A 17382-nucleotide genomic window follows, 5' to 3' on the forward strand; every position below is an offset into this window, starting at 1 on the left:
CCCGGAGCGTCCTCCGCCCCCGCTCCGGTGGGGCCGTCATGCCTTGAGGCTCTCCCGCAGCGCGGTGATGAGCCGGTTGGCGCGGTCGTCGCCGTGGCCGATCATCCGGTTGGCCACGTAGGCGAAGCCGACGCCGAACTCGTCGTCGCCGAAGGCGAACTGGCCGCCGGCTCCGTCGTTGCCGAAGCTGCGGGCGCCGAGCATGGGGCGGGGCCGCTCGGAGTCGAGGAGGAAGCCGGAGCCCCAGCGCTGACCGAGGTCGTACCCCTGCCAGGTGGGGCCCGCCGACACCTCGCGCACCGCGTCGGTCAGGGTCTCCTCGGAGAGCAGGCGCGGTCCGCCGTCGAGGCCCGTCACGGCGGCGCCGTACAGCGCGGCGAGTCCGCTCGCGGAGGCGACCGCGCCGGCGCCGGGGAGTTCGGCGCCGAGCAGTTCGGGGTCGTTGAAGCCGTGCGGCTCGTCCAGGCCGGGGAAGACCAGCGCGCCGTTCATCGTGACGATGCGCATCAGCAGCGACTGCGGATCGCCGGCGGGGCGCCCCTCGGCCTCGACCAGGCGCGCCAACTGCCCCCTCTCGGCGGCGGGCAGGCCGATCCAGGCACGCAGCCCGAGCGGCTCGCCGATCGCCTCGCGGAAGAACCGGCCGGGGGTGAGCCCGGTGATCCGGCGGACGACCTCGCCGACCAGGAAGCCGAAGACGTGCCCGTGGTACTCGTACGCCTCGCCGGGTTCCCAGAGCGGTCGCTGTTCCTCGATCGCACGGACGACGGGGGTCCACTCCGTGATCTCGCCGAAGCTCACGGTGCGGTCGAGTACCGGGACCCCGGCCCGGTGGCCGAGGACCATGCGCGTGGTGATCCGCTCCTTGCCCTCGGCGGCGAACTCCGGCCAGTAGGCGGCGACGGGTGCGTCCAGGTCGAGCCGGCCCTGCTGGGCGAGGAGATGCGCGCAGATGCTGACGAGGCCCTTGGCGCAGGAGAAGACGGGGACCACCGTCTCCTGGTCCCAGAGGCGGCCGGACCGCTCGTCGGCGATCCCGCCCCAGAGCTCCACCACCGGGCGGCCGCCCACCCGGACCGAGACCGCCGTGCCCAGTTCCCCGAACGCCTCGAAGTTCTCCCGGAAGACGTCCGCGACGCCCCCGAAACCCTCGTCCGCCCAGCCGCCGATCTCCACCGTGCCCACCCCAGTTCCCGAATGCTTCCCGGCCCGGGCCCGGGCCGTCGGACCGCGACAGGCTACGAGTTCCTCCGGCGGGCTGCCATGTCTTTTCGGCGCGCCGGGGCCCCGGCGCGCCTCACCACTGCCGGTTGACGGTCGCCTTCGGGCCGGTCACCAGGGTGGCCGGCGGAACGTCCTCGGCCACCACCGCGCCCGCGGCGACCACGGCGTCCCGGCCGATGCTGACGCCGGGCAGGATCGTGGCTCCGGCGCCGATCCACACGTTCTCCGCCACGTCGATGGGGCCGCCGCTCAGCCACTCCCGCCGCGCCCCGGGGTCGACCGGATGCCCGAGGGTGATGAAGGTGGCCTTCGGGCCGACCATCACGCGCTCGCCGAGCCGGATGCCCGCGTAATCCAGGAAGGTGCAGTTCTGGTTGATGAACACCCGCTCGGCCAGCTCCAGGTGGAGGCCGTGGTCGGTGTAGAAGGGCGGGTAGATCGTGGTCCTGGCGGGCAGCGGCCGGCCGAGGATGCGCTCGAACAGCTCGGCCTTGCCCGCCTCGTCCTCGAACGGCAGGACGTTCAGCCGCGAGGTCAACTCGGTGGCCCGCAGGACCCGCTCGGACATCGCCCGGAACTCGTCACTGTGGATGCGCATGAGGCGGTCGTCGGCCATGGCCGAGCAGGCTACCAGCGCGCGGCCCGGCGATCTCGCGTGAACTGGGCGTTCCCGGTGGCCTCCCGGGCTTGTCGCCCGCGATTGTCCCCGGCCCGTGGTATGCCCGTCGGGGCGAGGCCGGTCGGCCCGCCCGGGTCGACGGAAGGCTGGGCCGTGCGAAAACTGATCTACGGCATGAACCTGTCCCTGGACGGCTACATCGCCGCGCCCGGCGACGACATCGGCTGGAGCGGACCACCCAGCGACGAGCTGTTCCAGTGGTGGCTCGACCAGGAGCAGGCGAGCGGCCTGACGCTGTACGGCCGCAAGCTGTGGGAGACGATGAGCGCCTACTGGCCCACCGGCGACCAGCAGCCCGACGCCACCCCGGCGGAGATCGCCTTCGCGCGGAACTGGCGGTCCACACCGAAGGTGGTCTTCTCCTCGACGCTCGACGGCCCGCTCGACTGGAACACCCGCCTGGTCACGGGCGACGCGCTCGCCGAGATCACCCGCCTCAAGGCCGGGGACGGTGCCCCGCTGCAGATCGGCGGCGCGACGCTGGCCGCGGCGGCCATGCGCGCCGGGCTGATCGACGAGTACGCGATCGCCACCCACCCGGTGCTGGTCGGCGGCGGTACACCGTTCTTCGGCCCGCTGGACGGCTGGGTGAGCCTGAACCTGCTGGAGACCCGGACGTTCCCCGGCGGCACCGTCCTGACCAGGTACGAGACGAGGCGCTGAGCGACGGCGCCCACGCGGCTCGCCTCAGCCGTGCGCCATGTCGACGAACCGGCTGTAGTGGCCCTGGAAGGCGACGGTGATGGTGGCCGTGGGGCCGTTACGGTGCTTCGCCACGATCAGGTCGGCCTCGCCGGCGCGCGGGGACTCCTTCTCGTACGCGTCCTCGCGGTGGAGCAGGATCACCATGTCGGCGTCCTGCTCGATGGAGCCGGACTCGCGGAGGTCGGAGACCATCGGCTTCTTGTCGGTGCGCTGCTCGGGGCCACGGTTCAGCTGGGAGAGCGCGATGACCGGGATCTCCAGCTCCTTGGCGAGGAGCTTGAGGTTTCGGGACATGTCCGAGACCTCCTGCTGACGGCTCTCGGCGCGCTTGGAGCCGCCGGACTGCATCAGCTGGAGGTAGTCGATGACGACGAGTTTGAGGTCGTTGCGCTGCTTGAGCCGGCGGCACTTGGCGCGGATCTCCATCATCGACAGGTTCGGGGAGTCGTCGATGTAGAGCGGCGCGGCCGACACGTCGGGCATACGGCGGGCGAGCCGCGTCCAGTCCTCGTCGGTCATCGTGCCGGAGCGCATGTGGTGGAGGGCGACCCGGGCCTCGGCCGACAGCAGGCGCATGGCGATCTCGTTGCGGCCCATCTCCAGGGAGAAGACCACGCTGGGCAGGTTGTTCTGGATCGAGGCGGCCCGGGCGAAGTCCAGGGCGAGCGTGGACTTACCCATGGCGGGACGGGCGGCGATGACGATCATCTGGCCGGGGTGCAGGCCGTTGGTGAGCGAGTCGAAGTCGGTGAACCCGGTGGGCACGCCCGTCATCTCGCCGCTGCGGGAGCCGATCGCCTCGATCTCGTCGAGCGCCCCCTCCATGATGTCGCCGAGCGGCAGGTAGTCCTCGGAGGTCCGCTGCTCGGTGACGGCGTAGATCTCCGCCTGCGCGCTGTTGACGATCTCGTCGACGTCGCCGTCGGCGGCGTATCCCATCTGCGTGATCTTGGTGCCCGCCTCCACGAGCCGGCGGAGCACCGCCCGCTCGTGGACGATCTCCGCGTAGTACTCGGCGTTGGCCGCGGTGGGCACCGTCTGCACGACGGTGTGGAGGTAGGGGGCGCCGCCGACCTTGGTGATCTCGCCGCGCTTGGTCAGCTCGGCGGCGACGGTGATCGGGTCGGCCGGCTCGCCCTTGGCGTACAGGTCGAGGATGGCCTGGTAGATCGTCTCGTGGGCCGGGCGGTAGAAGTCGTTGCCCTTGAGGATCTCCACCACGTCGGCGATGGCGTCCTTGGAGAGGAGCATGCCGCCGAGGACCGACTGCTCGGCGTCGAGGTCCTGCGGGGGCACGCGCTCGAACGCGGTCGCCCCGCCGCCCTCCCAGTTGTCGCCGTCGCGGTCACGACCTCCGTCGTTGCCCTTGCCCCGGCGCCGGGAGGCCGGCAGCCGGTCACCGGGTCCGGCGTCCGCCGCCCACGGGTCGTCCAAGGGCTCGGAGATACTCACCGTGCCGCCTCCATCCGTCCGCCGAGCGGACCTCGCCGTGCGCGCTTCCGTACGGCCCGACACTGACAAAGCGAGAGGCCCAACCCCTCATCTGACGCGTCGGAGTCGCGAGATTCCTCAGTCGGAACCCGGGCCGCACGCGGGTGGGTCGCCGGACCACGGTAGGCCCGTCGGCACCGTCAGCCAATCTGGTTATCCACAGGCCCTGTGGATGATCGACCCAATGCTGTGGAGAACTCGTCGAAACCTGTGCACGCCTCCGTGGACAGCGCTGTGAACAACCCCTCAGGGGCTCCGACATCCTAGCGCTGACCTGGCGTTTCGCCGTCCGCTGGCTGTGCAGGAGAAAAACTTCCCCAACTCGCGCGAGATCGTCGCCAAACCGTTGCCCGCCGACCCGCAACCTGGCCACACGTAAGGAGCCCAACGGCATTGCATCTATTACCTGTGGATGATTACATTGGGCGCCATGACCAAGGCAGCTCCGCAGGCCAAGCACCATCGCCGTCAGCACGACCGCGAGATCGTCGCCCTCGCCGTACCCGCCTTCGGAGCCCTCGTCGCCGAACCCCTCTTCGTGATGGCGGACAGCGCGATCATCGGCCACCTGGGCACCGCGCAACTCGCCGGACTCGCCGTCGCCTCCGCCCTGCTGACCACCGCGGTCAGCATCTTCGTCTTCCTCGCCTACGCCACCACCGGCGCCGTCGCCCGCCGTGTCGGCGCGGGCGAACTCTCCGCCGCCATCCGCCAGGGCATGGACGGCATCTGGCTGGCGCTGCTCCTGGGCGCCGCCGTCATCGCGGTGGTCCTGCCGACCGCCCCCGCCCTCATCGACCTCTTCGGGGCCTCCGAGACGGCCGCCCCGTACGCGGTGACGTACCTGCGCATCTCCTCGTTCGGCATCCCCGCGATGCTCGTCGTCCTGGCCGCCACGGGCGTCCTCCGCGGCCTCCAGAACACCCGCACCCCGCTCTACGTCGCCATCGGCGGCTTCGTCGCCAACGCGATCCTCAACGTCGTCCTGGTCTACGGCGCCGGACTCGGCATCGCGGGCTCGGCCTGGGGCACGGTCATCGCCCAGTGCGGCATGGCCGCCGTCTACCTGGTGGTCGTCGTCCGCGGCGCCCGCAAGCACGGGGCGTCGCTCAGGCCGGACGCGGCCGGCATCCGCGCCTCGGCACAGGCCGGGGCTCCGCTGCTGATCCGGACCCTGTCGCTGCGGGCCGTCCTGATGATCGCGACGGCGGTGGCGGCCCGCCTCGGCGACACGGAGATCGCTGCCCACCAGATCATCCTCTCCCTGTGGAGTCTGCTCGCCTTCGCCATGGACGCCATCGCCATCGCCGGCCAGGCGATCATCGGGCGCTACCTGGGCGCCGGGGACAGCGCGGGTGCCAAGGCCGTCTGCCGACGCATGGTCGAGTGGGGCATCGGCTCCGGCATCGTCCTGGGCGTCCTGGTGATCGTCTCCCGCCCGCTCTTCATCCCCCTGTTCACGAGCGACGGAGCCGTGAAGGACGCGGCCCTCCCCGCCCTCGTGGTGGTCGCCCTCTGCCAGCCCCTCTCCGGCATCGTCTACGTCCTCGACGGGGTCCTGATGGGAGCGGGCGACGGGCCGTACCTCGCCTGGGCCATGCTGCTGACCCTGGCGATCTTCACGCCCTTCGCCCTGCTGATCCCCAGCTGGGGCGGCGGCCTCACCGCGGTCTGGGGCGCCATGACGCTGATGATGGCCACCCGCGCGGTCACCCTGGGCCTCCGTACGAGGTCGGGGCGGTGGCTGGTCACCGGCGCCAGCAGGTGATGTTTCACGTGAAACCTCACTGAACCGGCCGGAGACCCCCAAGCCCGATGTTTCACGTGAAACATCGGGCCACCACACGACGGAGGGCCGCACCCCTGACGGGTGCGGCCCTCCGCTTCACGCTGCCAGATCGCTGATCAGGCGGCGACGACCTCGACGTTCACCTTGGCGGCGACCTCGGGGTGCAGACGCACGGACGCGGAGTGCGCGCCCAGCGACTTGATCGGCGCGTCCAGCTCGATGCGACGCTTGTCGACCTTCGGGCCACCGGCGGCCGAGATCGCCGCGGCGATGTCGGCCTGCGTGACGGAACCGAAGAGGCGGCCGGCCTCGCCGGAGCGGGTGCTCAGGCGGACCTTGACGCCCTCGAGCTCGGCCTTGACCTGGTTGGCCTGCTCGATGGTGGCGATCTCGTGGATCTTGCGAGCACGACGAATCTGCTCGACGTCCTTCTCGCCACCCTTGGTCCAGCGGATCGCGAAACCACGCGGGACCAGGTAGTTACGGGCGTAGCCGTCCTTGACGTCGACGACGTCGCCGGCCGCACCGAGGCCGGAGACCTCGTGGGTGAGGATGATCTTCATGATTCGGTCACCCTTCCCTTATCGCGCGGTCGACGTGTAGGGCAGCAGCGCCATCTCACGGCTGTTCTTCACAGCCGTGGCGACGTCACGCTGGTGCTGCGTGCAGTTGCCGGTCACGCGGCGGGCACGGATCTTGCCGCGGTCGGAAATGAACTTCCGCAGCATGTTCGTGTCCTTGTAGTCCACGTACGTGACCTTGTCCTTGCAGAACGCGCAGACCTTCTTCTTAGGCTTGCGCACAGGCGGCTTAGCCATGGTGTTTCTCCTGTGTGATCAAGAAGTGTGGTGGCGAACCCTGATCCCTCGCGGACGCGGAGCGTCCTAGAAGGGGGGCTCGTCCGAGTAGCCGCCACCGCCGCCGGAGCTACCGCCCCAGCCGCCGCCGCCACCCTGCTGCTGGCCGCCGCCGGAAGGCGCACTGGTGGCCCAGGGGTCGTCGGCGGGAGCACCGCCGCCGCCCTGCTGCTGGCCACCGCCGGGGCCGCCGCCCCAGCCGCCCTGCTGGCCGCCGCCACCCCCGCCGCCGCTGTAACCACCCTGGCCACCGCGACCGGTGGTCTTGGTGACCTTGGCCGTGGCGTTCCGCAGGCTGGCGCCGACCTCGTCGACGTCCAGCTCGTAGACCGTGCGCTTGATGCCCTCACGGTCCTCGTAGGACCGCTGCTTCAGCCGGCCCTGCACGATGACGCGCATGCCTCGCTGGAGCGACTCGGCGACGTTCTCCGCCGCCTGACGCCAGACCGAGCAGGTGAGGAAGAGGCTCTCGCCGTCCTTCCACTCGTTGGTCTGACGGTCGAAGGTGCGGGGAGTGGACGCGACGCGGAACTTCGCGACCGCCGCACCGGACGGGGTGAAGCGCAGCTCGGGGTCGTCGACAAGATTGCCGACCACCGTGATAACGGTCTCGCCTGCCATGGGGTACCTCTCGGCGGGTTTGCTGCTGGCTGCTGGCTGCTACTCGGAGCCCGAGTGGAACTACTGAGCGGAAGAAGCTCAGTGGGTCTCGGGGCGGAGGACCTTGGTCCTCAGGACCGACTCGTTCAGGTTCATCTGGCGGTCGAGTTCCTTGACGACCGCAGGCTCGGCCTGGAGGTCGATCACCGAGTAGATGCCCTCGGGCTTCTTCTTGATCTCGTACGACAGACGACGACGGCCCCAGGTGTCGACCTTCTCGACCTTTCCGTCGGCCTCGCGGACGACGGAGAGGAAGTTCTCGATCAGGGGGGCGACGGAGCGCTCCTCCAGATCGGGGTCGAGGATGACCATCACCTCGTAGTGACGCATGTAGAACCCACCTCCTTTGGACTCAGCGGCCACGGTCGTTCCGTGGCAGGAGGGTCTTGATGCGAGCGCAACGGTATCGGCCACCGCTGACGGCGGACCCCGCGAGCGGGAGCCGTGGTGAGCGGGTGATCCAGGATCTGGGCAGACACCGGTGCAGACGGTACACAGTACCCGCACGACCGCTTCCGGTTGAAATCCGGCCGCCGATGCCCGCAATCTGGGTATATCGGGTGCTTCGGCACCGGATGCGCAGCACCGGTGCCCCGCACCGAGGTGAGCGCCGCTTCCGCAGGAGGTGCCGTAATGGCCCAGACGACGCGTCCGAAGACAGCTGGTTCCCTCTTCGCCACCGACGGCAAGCCCCATCCGCTCCAGGACTCGCTGATGGTGGTGACCCTGGTGCTCGGGGCGCTGGCCCTGGTCACGGCGGGATTCCACCATCTGCACCTGATCAGTTCGTGGGCCGGCCTGGTGGGCATCCTCACCGGCGCCTACGGCCAGTTCATCTCCGAGACGACCCGGGAGCGCACGCTCCTCATCGTGGGCCTCGGCGCCTCCGCCATCGGCTTCTACCTGGGCGTCGCCCACGGTGGACTGTTCGGCGGCGTGATCACCTGACGCCGCCGCCTTCCGGCCGGGGGACCGTTCCACGACGGGACGGTCCCCCGGCCGGCGGTGCGTCCCGGCCGATTCGGTGGCGGCCCGACCGGGGCGATCACCGGCGAAGTAGGCTTCGCGCGAGAGCCGGAGCCCCTGACCCCATGGGGACACACCAGCCCGAGGAGCGCCCCGAATGAGTCTGACCCTCAGGACCATCAGCCGTGAGCAGCATCTGGCGTACATCCAGACACTGCCCGCGGCCAGCCACATGCAGGTCCCTGCCTGGGCGGACGTCAAAGCGGAGTGGCGCTCGGAGAGCCTGGGCTGGTTCGACGACCGGACCGGCGAGATGGTCGGCGCCGGCCTCGTGCTCTACCGCCAGCTCCCCAAGATCAAGCGGTACCTGGCGTACCTCCCCGAGGGCCCGGTGATCAACTGGTTCTCGCCCCATCTGGAGGAGTGGCTCCAGCCGATGCTGGCCCACCTCAAGCAGCAGGGCGCCTTCTCGGTGAAGATGGGCCCGCCGGTGATCATCCGGCGCTGGGAGGCCGCCAGCATCAAGAAGGGCATCCAGGACCCGGACGTCAAGCGCCTGCGGGACGTGGAGGCGGACTTCATCGAGCCGCGCGCCTTCGAGGTGGCGGACCGGCTGCGGCGCATGGGGTGGCAGCAGGGCGAGGACGGCGGCGCGGGCTTCGGCGACGTCCAGCCGCGGTACGTCTTCCAGGTCCCGCTCGCCAACCGTTCGCTGGAGGACGTCCACAAGGGCTTCAACCAGCTCTGGCGGCGCAACATCAAGAAGGCCGAGAAGGCCGGCGTCGAGGTCGTCCAGGGCGGCTACCAGGACCTGGAGGAGTGGCAGCGCCTCTACGAGGTCACGGCCGAGCGCGACCGCTTCCGCCCGCGCCCCCTCGGCTACTTCCAGCGCATGTGGACGGCGCTGAACAACGAGGACCCCAACCGGATGCGGCTGTACTTCGCCCGTCACGAGGGCGAGAACGTCGCGGCGGCCACCATGCTGGTCGTCGGCGGCCACGTCTGGTACTCCTACGGCGCCTCCGCCAACCACAAGCGCGAGGTCCGCCCCTCCAACGCCATGCAGTGGCGGATGCTCCGCGACGCCTACGCGCTCGGCGCCACCGTCTACGACCTGCGCGGCATCTCCGACTCGCTGGACGAGTCGGACCACCTCTTCGGCCTCATCCAGTTCAAGGTCGGCACCGGTGGGCAGGCTGCCGAGTACCTCGGCGAATGGGACTTCCCGCTCAACAAGCTCCTCCACAAGGCGCTCGACATCTACATGTCCCGCCGCTGACCCCGGCGGGCACGGCACAATTCATCCGGCGGGGCGCATCGGCCGCCCCGCCGCACCACGACTGACACAGGAAGGCTCCGGACCGGCCATGGCGCTCACGCTGTACGTCGACACCGCGCGCTGGCGGGATCACCACCACCAGGTGCGCGAGCAGTTCCCGGGCATCGTCCCCGTCTGCAAGGGCAACGGGTACGGCTTCGGGCACGAGCGGCTGGCCGAGGAGGCGATCCGCTTCGGCTCCGACATCCTCGCCGTGGGCACCACCTACGAGGCGGCCCGGATCAAGGACTGGTTCAGCGGCGACCTGCTCGTGCTGACGCCGTTCCGGCGCGGCGAGGAGCCGGTTCCGCTGCCGGACCGGGTCATCCGCTCGGTCTCCTCGGTGGACGGGGTGCACGGCCTGGTCGGCGCCCGCGTGGTCATCGAGGTGATGTCCTCGATGAAGCGCCACGGCGTGAGCGAGGAGGACCTGCCGAAGCTCCACGCGGCCATCGAGGACGTCCGGCTGGAGGGCTTCGCCATCCACCTGCCGCTGGATCGCACCGACGGCACGGACGCCGTCGAGGAGGTCATCGCCTGGATGGACCGCCTGCGCGCCCACCGCCTGCCGCTGCACACCATGTTCGTCAGCCACCTGAAGTCCAGCGAGCTCGCCCGGCTCCAGCAGCAGTTCCCGCAGACGCGGTTCCGCGCCCGGATCGGCACCCGGCTCTGGCTGGGCGACGAGGAGGCGACCGAGTACCGCGGGGCGGTGCTGGACGTCACCCAGGTCTCCAAGGGCGACCGCTTCGGCTACCGCCAGCAGAAGGCGGCCGGTGACGGCTACCTGGTGGTGGTCGCCGGCGGTACTTCGCACGGCGTGGGCCTGGAGTCGCCGAAGGCCCTGCACGGGGTGATGCCCCGCGCCAAGGGCGTCGCCCGCGCGGGTCTCGCGACGGTCAACCGGAACCTCTCGCCCTTCGTCTGGGCGGGCAAGCAGCGCTGGTTCGCCGAGCCCCCGCACATGCAGGTGTCGATCCTCTTCGTCCCCGCCGACGCCCCGGCGCCCCAGGTCGGCGACGAACTGGTCGCCCATCTGCGGCACACCACCACGCAGTACGACCGGGTCGTCGAGCGCTGAGCCGGCCGCCCCGTACGTGAAGAGGCCCCTGGCCGTCCCGTGAGGGACGCCAGGGGCCTCTGGCGTGGTGCGGGACGGTCAGGAGCCGGGCGTCGCCGGGCCGCCCGCGCCGAGGCCCTCCCCGACGCTCTGCCCGGCGCCCCAGCGCACCACCGGGCGGCTGAAGTGGGCGGCGTGCTGCGGGGGATGGGCCGCGTAGCCGAGGACGAACCGGTCCGGGGCACCGTCCAGCACCCCGCCCGAGGGATCGTCGTCCCCGTCTCGCCGCACCACGTCCCGCTCGGGCAGCAGCGCGTCCCGGACGACGACGGCGCAGAGGTAGAGCGTCCCGGCGAGGTGCAGGCAGATCGCCAGGTGGTACCCCTCCAGCGGCAGGCCGCGCTGGGCGTCGCCGCTGCTGGTGTAGGCGAGGTACATCCAGATGCCGAAGTAGTACAGCACCTCGCAGCTCTGCCAGATCAGGAAGTCACGCCACCGGGGCCGGGCGAGAGCGGCCAGCGGGATGAGCCAGAGCACGTACTGCGGCGAGTAGACCTTGTTGGTGAGGATGAAGGCCGCGACGACGAGGAAGGCCACCTGCGCCAGCCGGGGGCGGCGGGGCGCCATGAGGACCAGGACGGCGATCAGCGCGCACGCCAGGACCATCAGCAGGGTCGCCAGGGTGTTGACCGTCTCCGTCGCCAGCGGCTGGTCGGAGTTCTGGGAGAGCACCAGCCAGAAGGAGCCGAAGTCCACGCCGCGTTCCTCGCTGAACGTGTAGAACTTCGACCAGCCCTCGAAGGCGCCGATCATCACCGGCCCGTTGACCACCAGCCAGGCCCCCGCAGCTCCGGCGAGCGCGGTGCCGAAGGCCCGCCACTTCCCCGCCCGCCAGCAGAGCAGGAAGAGCGGGCCGAGGATCAGCGCCGGGTAGAGCTTGGCGGCGGTGGCAAGCCCGAGGAGGACGCCGAAGGCGAGCGGCCGCTCGCGGGACCAGAGGAAGAGCGCGGCGGCGGTCAGGGCGACGGCCAGCAGGTCCCAGTTGATGGTCGCCGTCAGCGCCATCGCGGGCGCCAGTGCGACCAGCAGGGCGTCCCAGGGGCGGCGCCGGTGGGTGCGCGCGACGCAGACGGCGATCACGGCGGCGCAGGCCATCAGCATCCCGGCGTTGATCAGCCAGTAGATCTGCTCACGCTCGACGAGCGAACCGGAGCCGGGGGTGAACCAGGAGGCCACCTCCATGAAGACGCCGGTCAGCACCGGGTACTCCAGGAACTGCATGTCGCCCGGCAGCCGGTCGAAGTACGGGACCAGCCCGTCGGCGAACCCCCGGCCCTGGAAGAGGTGGGGGATGTCGGAGTAGCAGGCGTGGGTGTACTGGGCACCGGCGCCGAAGAACCAGGCGCCGTTGTAGCAGGGCAGCTTCTGCACCATGCCGAGGGCGAACATGCCGATCATGACCAGGGCGATCACGCGGACCGGCGACCACCAGGAACCGCCGGCCAGGACGCGTCTCCCGGCGGGGCCGCCGATCAGCTCGGAGCCGGCGGCGGCCACTTCGTCCTGCCGGGTCGGCTGCACGGTGTCGCGCTGCGGCGCGTCGGCACGTGTCGTCTCTGGGCTGGGCATGGGCGCCATCCTGCCCCATGGCCCCCGGAACGCCGGGAGGGCCGCCGCACCCGTTGGTGCGACGGCCCTCCGTTTCACGTGAAACATGTGGTTTCACGTGAAACATGACGCGGGGAGCCCGGCTAGTTGTTGCCGAACCACGATCCGCCGTTGTCGTTCCCCTCGGTCTCGCCTTCCTCCGGTGGCGATTCCGTGGTGGGCTGGCCCCCACCTGGGTCACCCGAACCGCCGTTCTCGTTGCCCCCGTTCTCGTTGCCGCCGTTCTCGTTCTGGCGGCACTCCCAGTCCAGCGGCCGGCAGGTCGTGGTGGGATCGGGGTCCGGCGTCTCCGGCGGCGCCTCCGTGGTCGGCGTCGGGTCCGGGGACTCCTCCTGCTCCGTCTCGGTCGGCGTCGGGGTCGGGGTGGGCGTCGGCTCGCCGACGATCGTGCCCAGCTCGGACGGCTCCGGGAACTGCTGGGGGCTCTTGCCCTTCATCGCCGACAGCATGTACTCGGTCCAGATCTCGGCCGGGAACGAGGCACCGTGGATCGACTCCTGACCGCCGGTCCCGTACATCTCCAGGAACTTCTGGTTCTTCGCCTGGTCGTCCACGCGGAACATGCCGATGGCGGTGGAGAGCTGCCGGGTGTAACCGGCGAACCAGGCGGACTTGTTGCCGTCGGTCGTACCGGTCTTGCCGGCCGTCGGCCACTGGGCGTCGACCGGCTTGGCGGCCGTGCCCGTGCCCTCCTGGACGACGGTACGCAGGACGTCGGTGACGTTGTCCGCGACATCCGCCGGGATGCCCTGCTTCACCTTGGCGACGGAGTCGTGGTTCCAGACCTCGCCGTCCTTGCCCTCGATGGACTCCACCGAGTACGGGTCCACCTGCTTGCCGCTGGCCGCGTAGGTCGCGTACGCCCCGGCGAGCCGGATGGCGCTCGGCGCCGAGGTGCCGAGCGCGAAGGAGGGGCTGCGCCAGCCGGGGAGGTTGTCCTTCTTGATCCCGGCCGCCTCGGCGGTCTCGCGGACCTTGTCGAGGCCGACGTCCATGGCGAGCTGGATGTAGGGCGTGTTGGTCGAGAACTGCATCGCGGTCCTCAGGTCGATGTCGCCCTTCGACTCATCGCCGTCGTTGCGCTGATGCCACTCCTCGTCCTTCTCGTTGTGCCAGATGGTGCCGTCGTAGTTCTTCACCTTCAGCTTGTTGTCGCCGTCGTAGATGCTCTTCGGCGACACGATCGTTCGCTGTTCAGGCGTTTGCTCGGGCGGCAGGTCCGGGTTCCGGATGCCGTACTCCATGGCGGCCGAGAGGACGAAGGGCTTGAAGGTGGAGCCGACCTGGACGCCGGTGTAGTCGGCGTTGTTGGTGAAGTGGACCGTGGCGTCGGAGCCGCCGTAGATCGCCTTGATCTTGCCGGTCTTGGGCTCGACCGAAGCGCCACCGAACTGGACGTACTTGTCCGTCTTGGGCCGCTTCTTCGGGTCGATGTTCGCCTTCTCCACCTTGTCGACGGCCTTGGTGAGGGCCGCCATCTTCTTCTTGTCGAAGGTGGTGTGGATCTTGTAGCCGCCCCGGTCCAGCTCGGTCCGGCTGAGGGTGGTGTTGGCGACGATGTAGTTGTCGGCCAGGTCGGTCAGGTAGCCGATCTGGCCGGCCTTGTTGGTCGCGGGCTTGGGCGGATTGGGCATGGGGAAGCCCTTGTCCAGGATGTCCTGGCGCGTGGACTGGTCCAGCTTGCCGATCTCCACCATGCGGCGCAGCGCGAACTTCCAGCGGAGCGTCGCCCGCTCGGTGTTCTCCTTCGCCGAGGCACCGGGGCCCTGGCCGCCCGCCGGGTCGTAGAGGTTCGGGCCGTTGAGGGTGGCCGCGAGGAACGCCGACTCGGTGGTGTCGAGCTCGAGAGCGGGCTTGCCGTAGTAGGCGCGCGACGCCGCTTCGATGCCGTAGGCGCCCCGGCCGTAGTAGGCGGTGTTCAGGTAGCCCGCGAGAATCGTCTGCTTGGACTCGACACCCCCCACCTTCACCGAGATCAGCAGTTCGGTGAACTTGCGCTTGAGCGTCTGCTCCTGGCTGAGGTACGTGTTCTTGACGTACTGCTGGGTGATGGTCGAACCACTCTGGGTGCTGCCGCCCATCGCCATGTTGAAGACGGCGCGGGCGATGCCCATCGGGTCGACGCCGTTGTCCTCCCAGAAGGTGGCGTTCTCCGCGGCGACCACCGCGTTCTGCATAGACTCGGGGATTTCTTCGATGTCTACAATCTGGCGGTTCCTGTCACCGCCGCCCGCGATGACCATCTGGGTGTTGTCGGACCAGTAGTAGACGTTCTTCTGGACGTTGGCCGTCTTCTGCGCGTCCGGGATCTGCACCATCCACAGGCCTATGCCGGCCGTCGCCAGCAGCAGGCCGAAGAAGCCGAGACAGGTGCCGGTGACCTGCTTCCAGGAGGGCACGAAGCGGCGCCAGCCGTACTTCCCCGCGCGCGGGTAGTCGATGAAGCGCTTCTTCTCCGGCTCCCGTCCGCGGCCACGGCCACGTCCGCCTTCGGCCCCGCCCCCGCCACCACGACGGCCGCCGCCCGCTCCGGCACCGTGTCCGGCGCTGTGGTCGGCTGCCCTGCGACGGCCGCCCTTGGCCGCCCGGCGCGCCTCGGCGCGGCCTCCGTAGGGGCGCTCCTCGCCCTCGGAGGCGAACGAGGCGGAAGGCGCATGAGAGGCGCCACGCGGCGCGGCACGGCGGCCTGACTGGCTACGCCGGGCGGCAGCTCGTCCGCCACCCTGCTGCGGCGGCGGTTTGCGACGATGCTCGCTCATCGAACGACTACTCCTCGGGCAAGCGCGGATTCGCGCGCCTGGAACGGCAGCTGATTGTCGGTCCCCCCGACGCCTGGACACTCCTCATGGCGGCGGTCTTCCGCATGGTGTCCGGGCACGCCCCTATTGCTGACGCCACCTGGCGCCCCATAGTTCCCGGCGGTCTGCATGCCGCACAGACTACGCACCGTCAAAACCACCCGGGCGGCGAAGTTCACCTCAAATCAGGCAACTCCGGTACGTCGTTTCAGTGATGTGACGCCGTTCACCGTGCCCCCACTTGTCCATCCCGTGACCTCGATCTATCGTCGGGATGTATCGAGTCGATACATCAGCTCGGCATAAAGACCGGCCGGGGCACCACGCGGCAACGGAGAGGCGGACATGAGCAGACGCTCCGGCATCCTTGAGTTCGCCGTCCTCGGACTGCTGCGCGAGTCCCCGATGCACGGCTACGAGCTGCGGAAACGGCTCAACACCTCGCTCGGGATCTTCCGCGCCTTCAGCTACGGCACGCTCTATCCGTGCCTCAAAACGCTGGTGGCCAACGGCTGGTTGATCGAGGAATCCAGCGGTCCGCCCGAGGACGCCCTCGCGGTGCCCCTCACCGGCCGCCGGGCCAAGATCGTCTACCGGCTCACCGCGGAAGGTAAGGAGCACTTCGAGGATCTGCTCTCGCAGACCGGTCCCGACGCCTACGAGGACGAGCACTTCGCCGCCCGCTTCGCCTTCTTCGGCCAGACGTCGCGCGATGTCCGCATGCGAGTGCTCGAAGGCCGGCGCAGCCGGCTGGAGGAGCGGCTGGAGAAGATGCGGGCCTCACTGGCCCGTACCAGGGAGCGCCTCGACGACTACACGCTCGAACTCCAACGGCACGGAATGGAGTCCGTGGAGCGCGAGGTGCGCTGGCTGAACGAGCTGATCGAGAGCGAACGGTCGGGCCGCCACCGGCGGACCGGCCAGGACGGCTCACCTCAGCAGGGCACATCCGGAGAGAAGGACGATCTGCCCCGGTCGCGGGAGAACTCCCGCCCGGATTCGTCCGACGACACCGCCACATGAGACCCGGCACTCGCAGGGCCTCATCGGGAACACCGAGAACACACAGGGAGCAACCGGAATGGGTTCGGTTCGCGTAGCCATCGTCGGCGTGGGCAACTGCGCCGCCTCGCTGGTGCAGGGCGTCGAGTACTACAAGGACGCAGACCCGGACAGCAAGGTCCCGGGCCTCATGCATGTCCAGTTCGGCGACTACCACGTCAGCGACGTCGAGTTCGTCGCCGCCTTCGACGTGGATGCCAAGAAGGTCGGCCTGGACCTCGCCGACGCCATCGGCGCCAGCGAGAACAACACGATCAAGATCTGCGACGTGCCGAACTCCGGCGTGACCGTCCAGCGCGGCCACACCCTGGACGGCCTCGGCCGGTACTACCGCGAGACGATCGAGGAGTCCGCCGAGGAGCCGGCCGACATCGTCCAGACCCTCAAGGACCGCCAGGTCGACGTCCTCGTCTGCTACCTGCCGGTGGGCTCCGAGGACGCCGCGAAGTACTACGCGCAGTGCGCCATCGACGCCAAGGTCGCCTTCGTCAACGCCCTTCCGGTCTTCATCGCCGGCACCAAGGAGTGGGCGGACAAGTTCACCGAGGCCGGGGTCCCGATCGTCGGCGACGACATCAAGTCCCAGGTCGGCGCCACGATCACGCACCGCGTGATGGCGAAGCTCTTCGAGGACCGGGGCGTCGTCCTGGACCGCACGATGCAGCTGAACGTCGGCGGCAACATGGACTTCAAGAACATGCTGGAGCGCGACCGCCTGGAGTCGAAGAAGATCTCCAAGACGCAGGCCGTCACCTCGCAGATCCGCGACCGCGACCTGGGCGCCGACAACGTCCACATCGGCCCCTCGGACTACGTGGCCTGGCTGGACGACCGCAAGTGGGCGTACGTGCGCCTGGAAGGCCGCGCCTTCGGCGACGTCCCGCTGAACCTGGAGTACAAGCTGGAGGTCTGGGACTCCCCGAACTCCGCCGGTGTCATCATCGACGCCGTCCGCGCCGCGAAGATCGCCAAGGACCGGGGCATCGGCGGCCCCGTCCTCTCCGCGAGCAGCTACTTCATGAAGAGCCCGCCCGTGCAGTACTTCGACGACGAGGCCCAGGCCAACGTCGAGAAGTTCATCAAGGGCGAGATCGAGCGCTGAGCC

General features: G+C 69.7%; 16 protein-coding genes. 7 read left to right on the forward strand and 9 right to left on the reverse strand.

Annotated elements, in window-relative coordinates; genetic code table 11:
- Positions 1 to 36 precede the first annotated feature (36 nt).
- Positions 37 to 1185: a serine hydrolase domain-containing protein gene (locus IF45_RS0112975; protein WP_030307492.1), complete on the reverse strand. Its 1149-nt coding sequence runs from the start codon at positions 1183 to 1185 to the stop codon at positions 37 to 39.
- A 112-nt stretch (positions 1186 to 1297) separates the two neighbouring features.
- Positions 1298 to 1840 carry a DapH/DapD/GlmU-related protein gene (locus IF45_RS0112980; RefSeq protein WP_008408225.1) on the reverse strand — a complete coding sequence of 181 codons (543 nt, stop codon included), beginning with the start codon at positions 1838 to 1840 and terminating at the stop codon, positions 1298 to 1300.
- Positions 1841 to 1996: 156 nt separating this feature from the next.
- Here IF45_RS0112980 and IF45_RS0112985 point away from each other — a divergent pair, with 156 nt between their 5' ends.
- Positions 1997 to 2566 (forward strand): dihydrofolate reductase family protein, encoded by a 570-nt coding sequence (locus IF45_RS0112985; protein WP_030307493.1) that lies wholly within the window; start codon positions 1997 to 1999, stop codon positions 2564 to 2566.
- Positions 2567 to 2590: 24 nt separating this feature from the next.
- Here IF45_RS0112985 and dnaB read toward each other — a convergent pair whose 3' ends face one another.
- Entirely contained in the window at positions 2591 to 4060 is a 1470-nt protein-coding gene (dnaB, locus tag IF45_RS0112990) for a replicative DNA helicase (protein WP_003949406.1), read from the reverse strand.
- Between the two features lie 469 nt (positions 4061 to 4529).
- On the opposite strand from dnaB, the gene IF45_RS0112995 reads away from it, so the two are divergent.
- Positions 4530 to 5867, forward strand: a complete 1338-nt coding sequence (locus IF45_RS0112995) for an MATE family efflux transporter (protein WP_030307495.1) — start codon at positions 4530 to 4532, stop codon at positions 5865 to 5867.
- Positions 5868 to 6004: 137 nt separating this feature from the next.
- Here the strand turns inward: IF45_RS0112995 and rplI are convergent, their stop codons facing one another.
- The 4 genes from rplI to rpsF all read right to left on the reverse strand — a co-directional run bounded on the left by rplI (position 6005) and on the right by rpsF (position 7735).
- Complete coding sequence (rplI, locus tag IF45_RS0113000) at positions 6005 to 6451, reverse strand: 50S ribosomal protein L9 (protein WP_003949404.1); 447 nt, start codon at positions 6449 to 6451, stop codon at positions 6005 to 6007.
- An 18-nt stretch (positions 6452 to 6469) separates the two neighbouring features.
- Positions 6470 to 6706: a 30S ribosomal protein S18 gene (gene rpsR / locus IF45_RS0113005; protein ID WP_003949403.1), complete on the reverse strand. Its 237-nt coding sequence runs from the start codon at positions 6704 to 6706 to the stop codon at positions 6470 to 6472.
- A gap of 66 nt (positions 6707 to 6772) precedes the next feature.
- Positions 6773 to 7366 carry a single-stranded DNA-binding protein gene (locus IF45_RS0113010; protein ID WP_003949401.1) on the reverse strand — a complete coding sequence of 198 codons (594 nt, stop codon included), beginning with the start codon at positions 7364 to 7366 and terminating at the stop codon, positions 6773 to 6775.
- Positions 7367 to 7444: 78 nt separating this feature from the next.
- Entirely contained in the window at positions 7445 to 7735 is a 291-nt protein-coding gene (rpsF, locus tag IF45_RS0113015; protein ID WP_003949400.1) for a 30S ribosomal protein S6, read from the reverse strand.
- Positions 7736 to 8038: 303 nt separating this feature from the next.
- On the opposite strand from rpsF, the gene IF45_RS0113020 reads away from it, so the two are divergent.
- From IF45_RS0113020 to IF45_RS0113030, 3 genes are all read left to right on the forward strand, one after another.
- Positions 8039 to 8353 carry a hypothetical protein gene (locus IF45_RS0113020; protein WP_003949399.1) on the forward strand — a complete coding sequence of 105 codons (315 nt, stop codon included), beginning with the start codon at positions 8039 to 8041 and terminating at the stop codon, positions 8351 to 8353.
- A 175-nt stretch (positions 8354 to 8528) separates the two neighbouring features.
- A complete protein-coding gene (locus IF45_RS0113025; protein WP_003949398.1) occupies positions 8529 to 9650 on the forward strand; it encodes a lipid II:glycine glycyltransferase FemX in 1122 nt (373 codons plus the stop codon).
- Positions 9651 to 9738: 88 nt separating this feature from the next.
- A complete protein-coding gene (locus tag IF45_RS0113030) occupies positions 9739 to 10770 on the forward strand; it encodes an alanine racemase (protein ID WP_003949397.1) in 1032 nt (343 codons plus the stop codon).
- A 78-nt stretch (positions 10771 to 10848) separates the two neighbouring features.
- Here the strand turns inward: IF45_RS0113030 and IF45_RS0113035 are convergent, their stop codons facing one another.
- Positions 10849 to 12378, reverse strand: a complete 1530-nt coding sequence (locus tag IF45_RS0113035) for a glycosyltransferase family 87 protein (protein ID WP_026282397.1) — start codon at positions 12376 to 12378, stop codon at positions 10849 to 10851.
- Positions 12379 to 12500: 122 nt separating this feature from the next.
- A complete protein-coding gene (locus tag IF45_RS0113040; protein WP_242536796.1) occupies positions 12501 to 15176 on the reverse strand; it encodes a transglycosylase domain-containing protein in 2676 nt (891 codons plus the stop codon).
- 384 nt (positions 15177 to 15560) lie between these two features.
- Here IF45_RS0113040 and IF45_RS0113045 point away from each other — a divergent pair, with 384 nt between their 5' ends.
- Both IF45_RS0113045 and IF45_RS0113050 read left to right on the forward strand, forming a co-directional pair.
- On the forward strand, positions 15561 to 16238 hold the full coding sequence (locus tag IF45_RS0113045; protein ID WP_030307500.1) for a PadR family transcriptional regulator: 678 nt from the start codon (positions 15561 to 15563) through the stop codon (positions 16236 to 16238).
- Positions 16239 to 16296: 58 nt separating this feature from the next.
- Positions 16297 to 17379, forward strand: a complete 1083-nt coding sequence (locus tag IF45_RS0113050) for an inositol-3-phosphate synthase (protein ID WP_030307502.1) — start codon at positions 16297 to 16299, stop codon at positions 17377 to 17379.
- Positions 17380 to 17382 lie beyond the last annotated feature (3 nt).

Source organism: Streptomyces albidoflavus, from assembly GCF_000719955.1.
Lineage (GTDB): Bacteria > Actinomycetota > Actinomycetes > Streptomycetales > Streptomycetaceae > Streptomyces > Streptomyces albidoflavus.

Coding starts and splice junctions, on each gene's coding strand:
- IF45_RS0112980 (WP_008408225.1), bottom strand. CDS start 1,840: ATGGCCGACGACCGCCTCATGCGCATCCACAGTGACGAGTTCCGGGCG.
- IF45_RS0112995 (WP_030307495.1), top strand. CDS start 4,530: ATGACCAAGGCAGCTCCGCAGGCCAAGCACCATCGCCGTCAGCACGAC.
- rplI (WP_003949404.1), bottom strand. CDS start 6,451: ATGAAGATCATCCTCACCCACGAGGTCTCCGGCCTCGGTGCGGCCGGC.
- rpsR (WP_003949403.1), bottom strand. CDS start 6,706: ATGGCTAAGCCGCCTGTGCGCAAGCCTAAGAAGAAGGTCTGCGCGTTC.
- IF45_RS0113010 (WP_003949401.1), bottom strand. CDS start 7,366: ATGGCAGGCGAGACCGTTATCACGGTGGTCGGCAATCTTGTCGACGAC.
- rpsF (WP_003949400.1), bottom strand. CDS start 7,735: ATGCGTCACTACGAGGTGATGGTCATCCTCGACCCCGATCTGGAGGAG.
- IF45_RS0113020 (WP_003949399.1), top strand. CDS start 8,039: ATGGCCCAGACGACGCGTCCGAAGACAGCTGGTTCCCTCTTCGCCACC.
- IF45_RS0113025 (WP_003949398.1), top strand. CDS start 8,529: ATGAGTCTGACCCTCAGGACCATCAGCCGTGAGCAGCATCTGGCGTAC.
- IF45_RS0113030 (WP_003949397.1), top strand. CDS start 9,739: ATGGCGCTCACGCTGTACGTCGACACCGCGCGCTGGCGGGATCACCAC.
- IF45_RS0113035 (WP_026282397.1), bottom strand. CDS start 12,378: ATGCCCAGCCCAGAGACGACACGTGCCGACGCGCCGCAGCGCGACACC.
- IF45_RS0113040 (WP_242536796.1), bottom strand. CDS start 15,176: ATGAGCGAGCATCGTCGCAAACCGCCGCCGCAGCAGGGTGGCGGACGA.
- IF45_RS0113045 (WP_030307500.1), top strand. CDS start 15,561: ATGAGCAGACGCTCCGGCATCCTTGAGTTCGCCGTCCTCGGACTGCTG.
- IF45_RS0113050 (WP_030307502.1), top strand. CDS start 16,297: ATGGGTTCGGTTCGCGTAGCCATCGTCGGCGTGGGCAACTGCGCCGCC.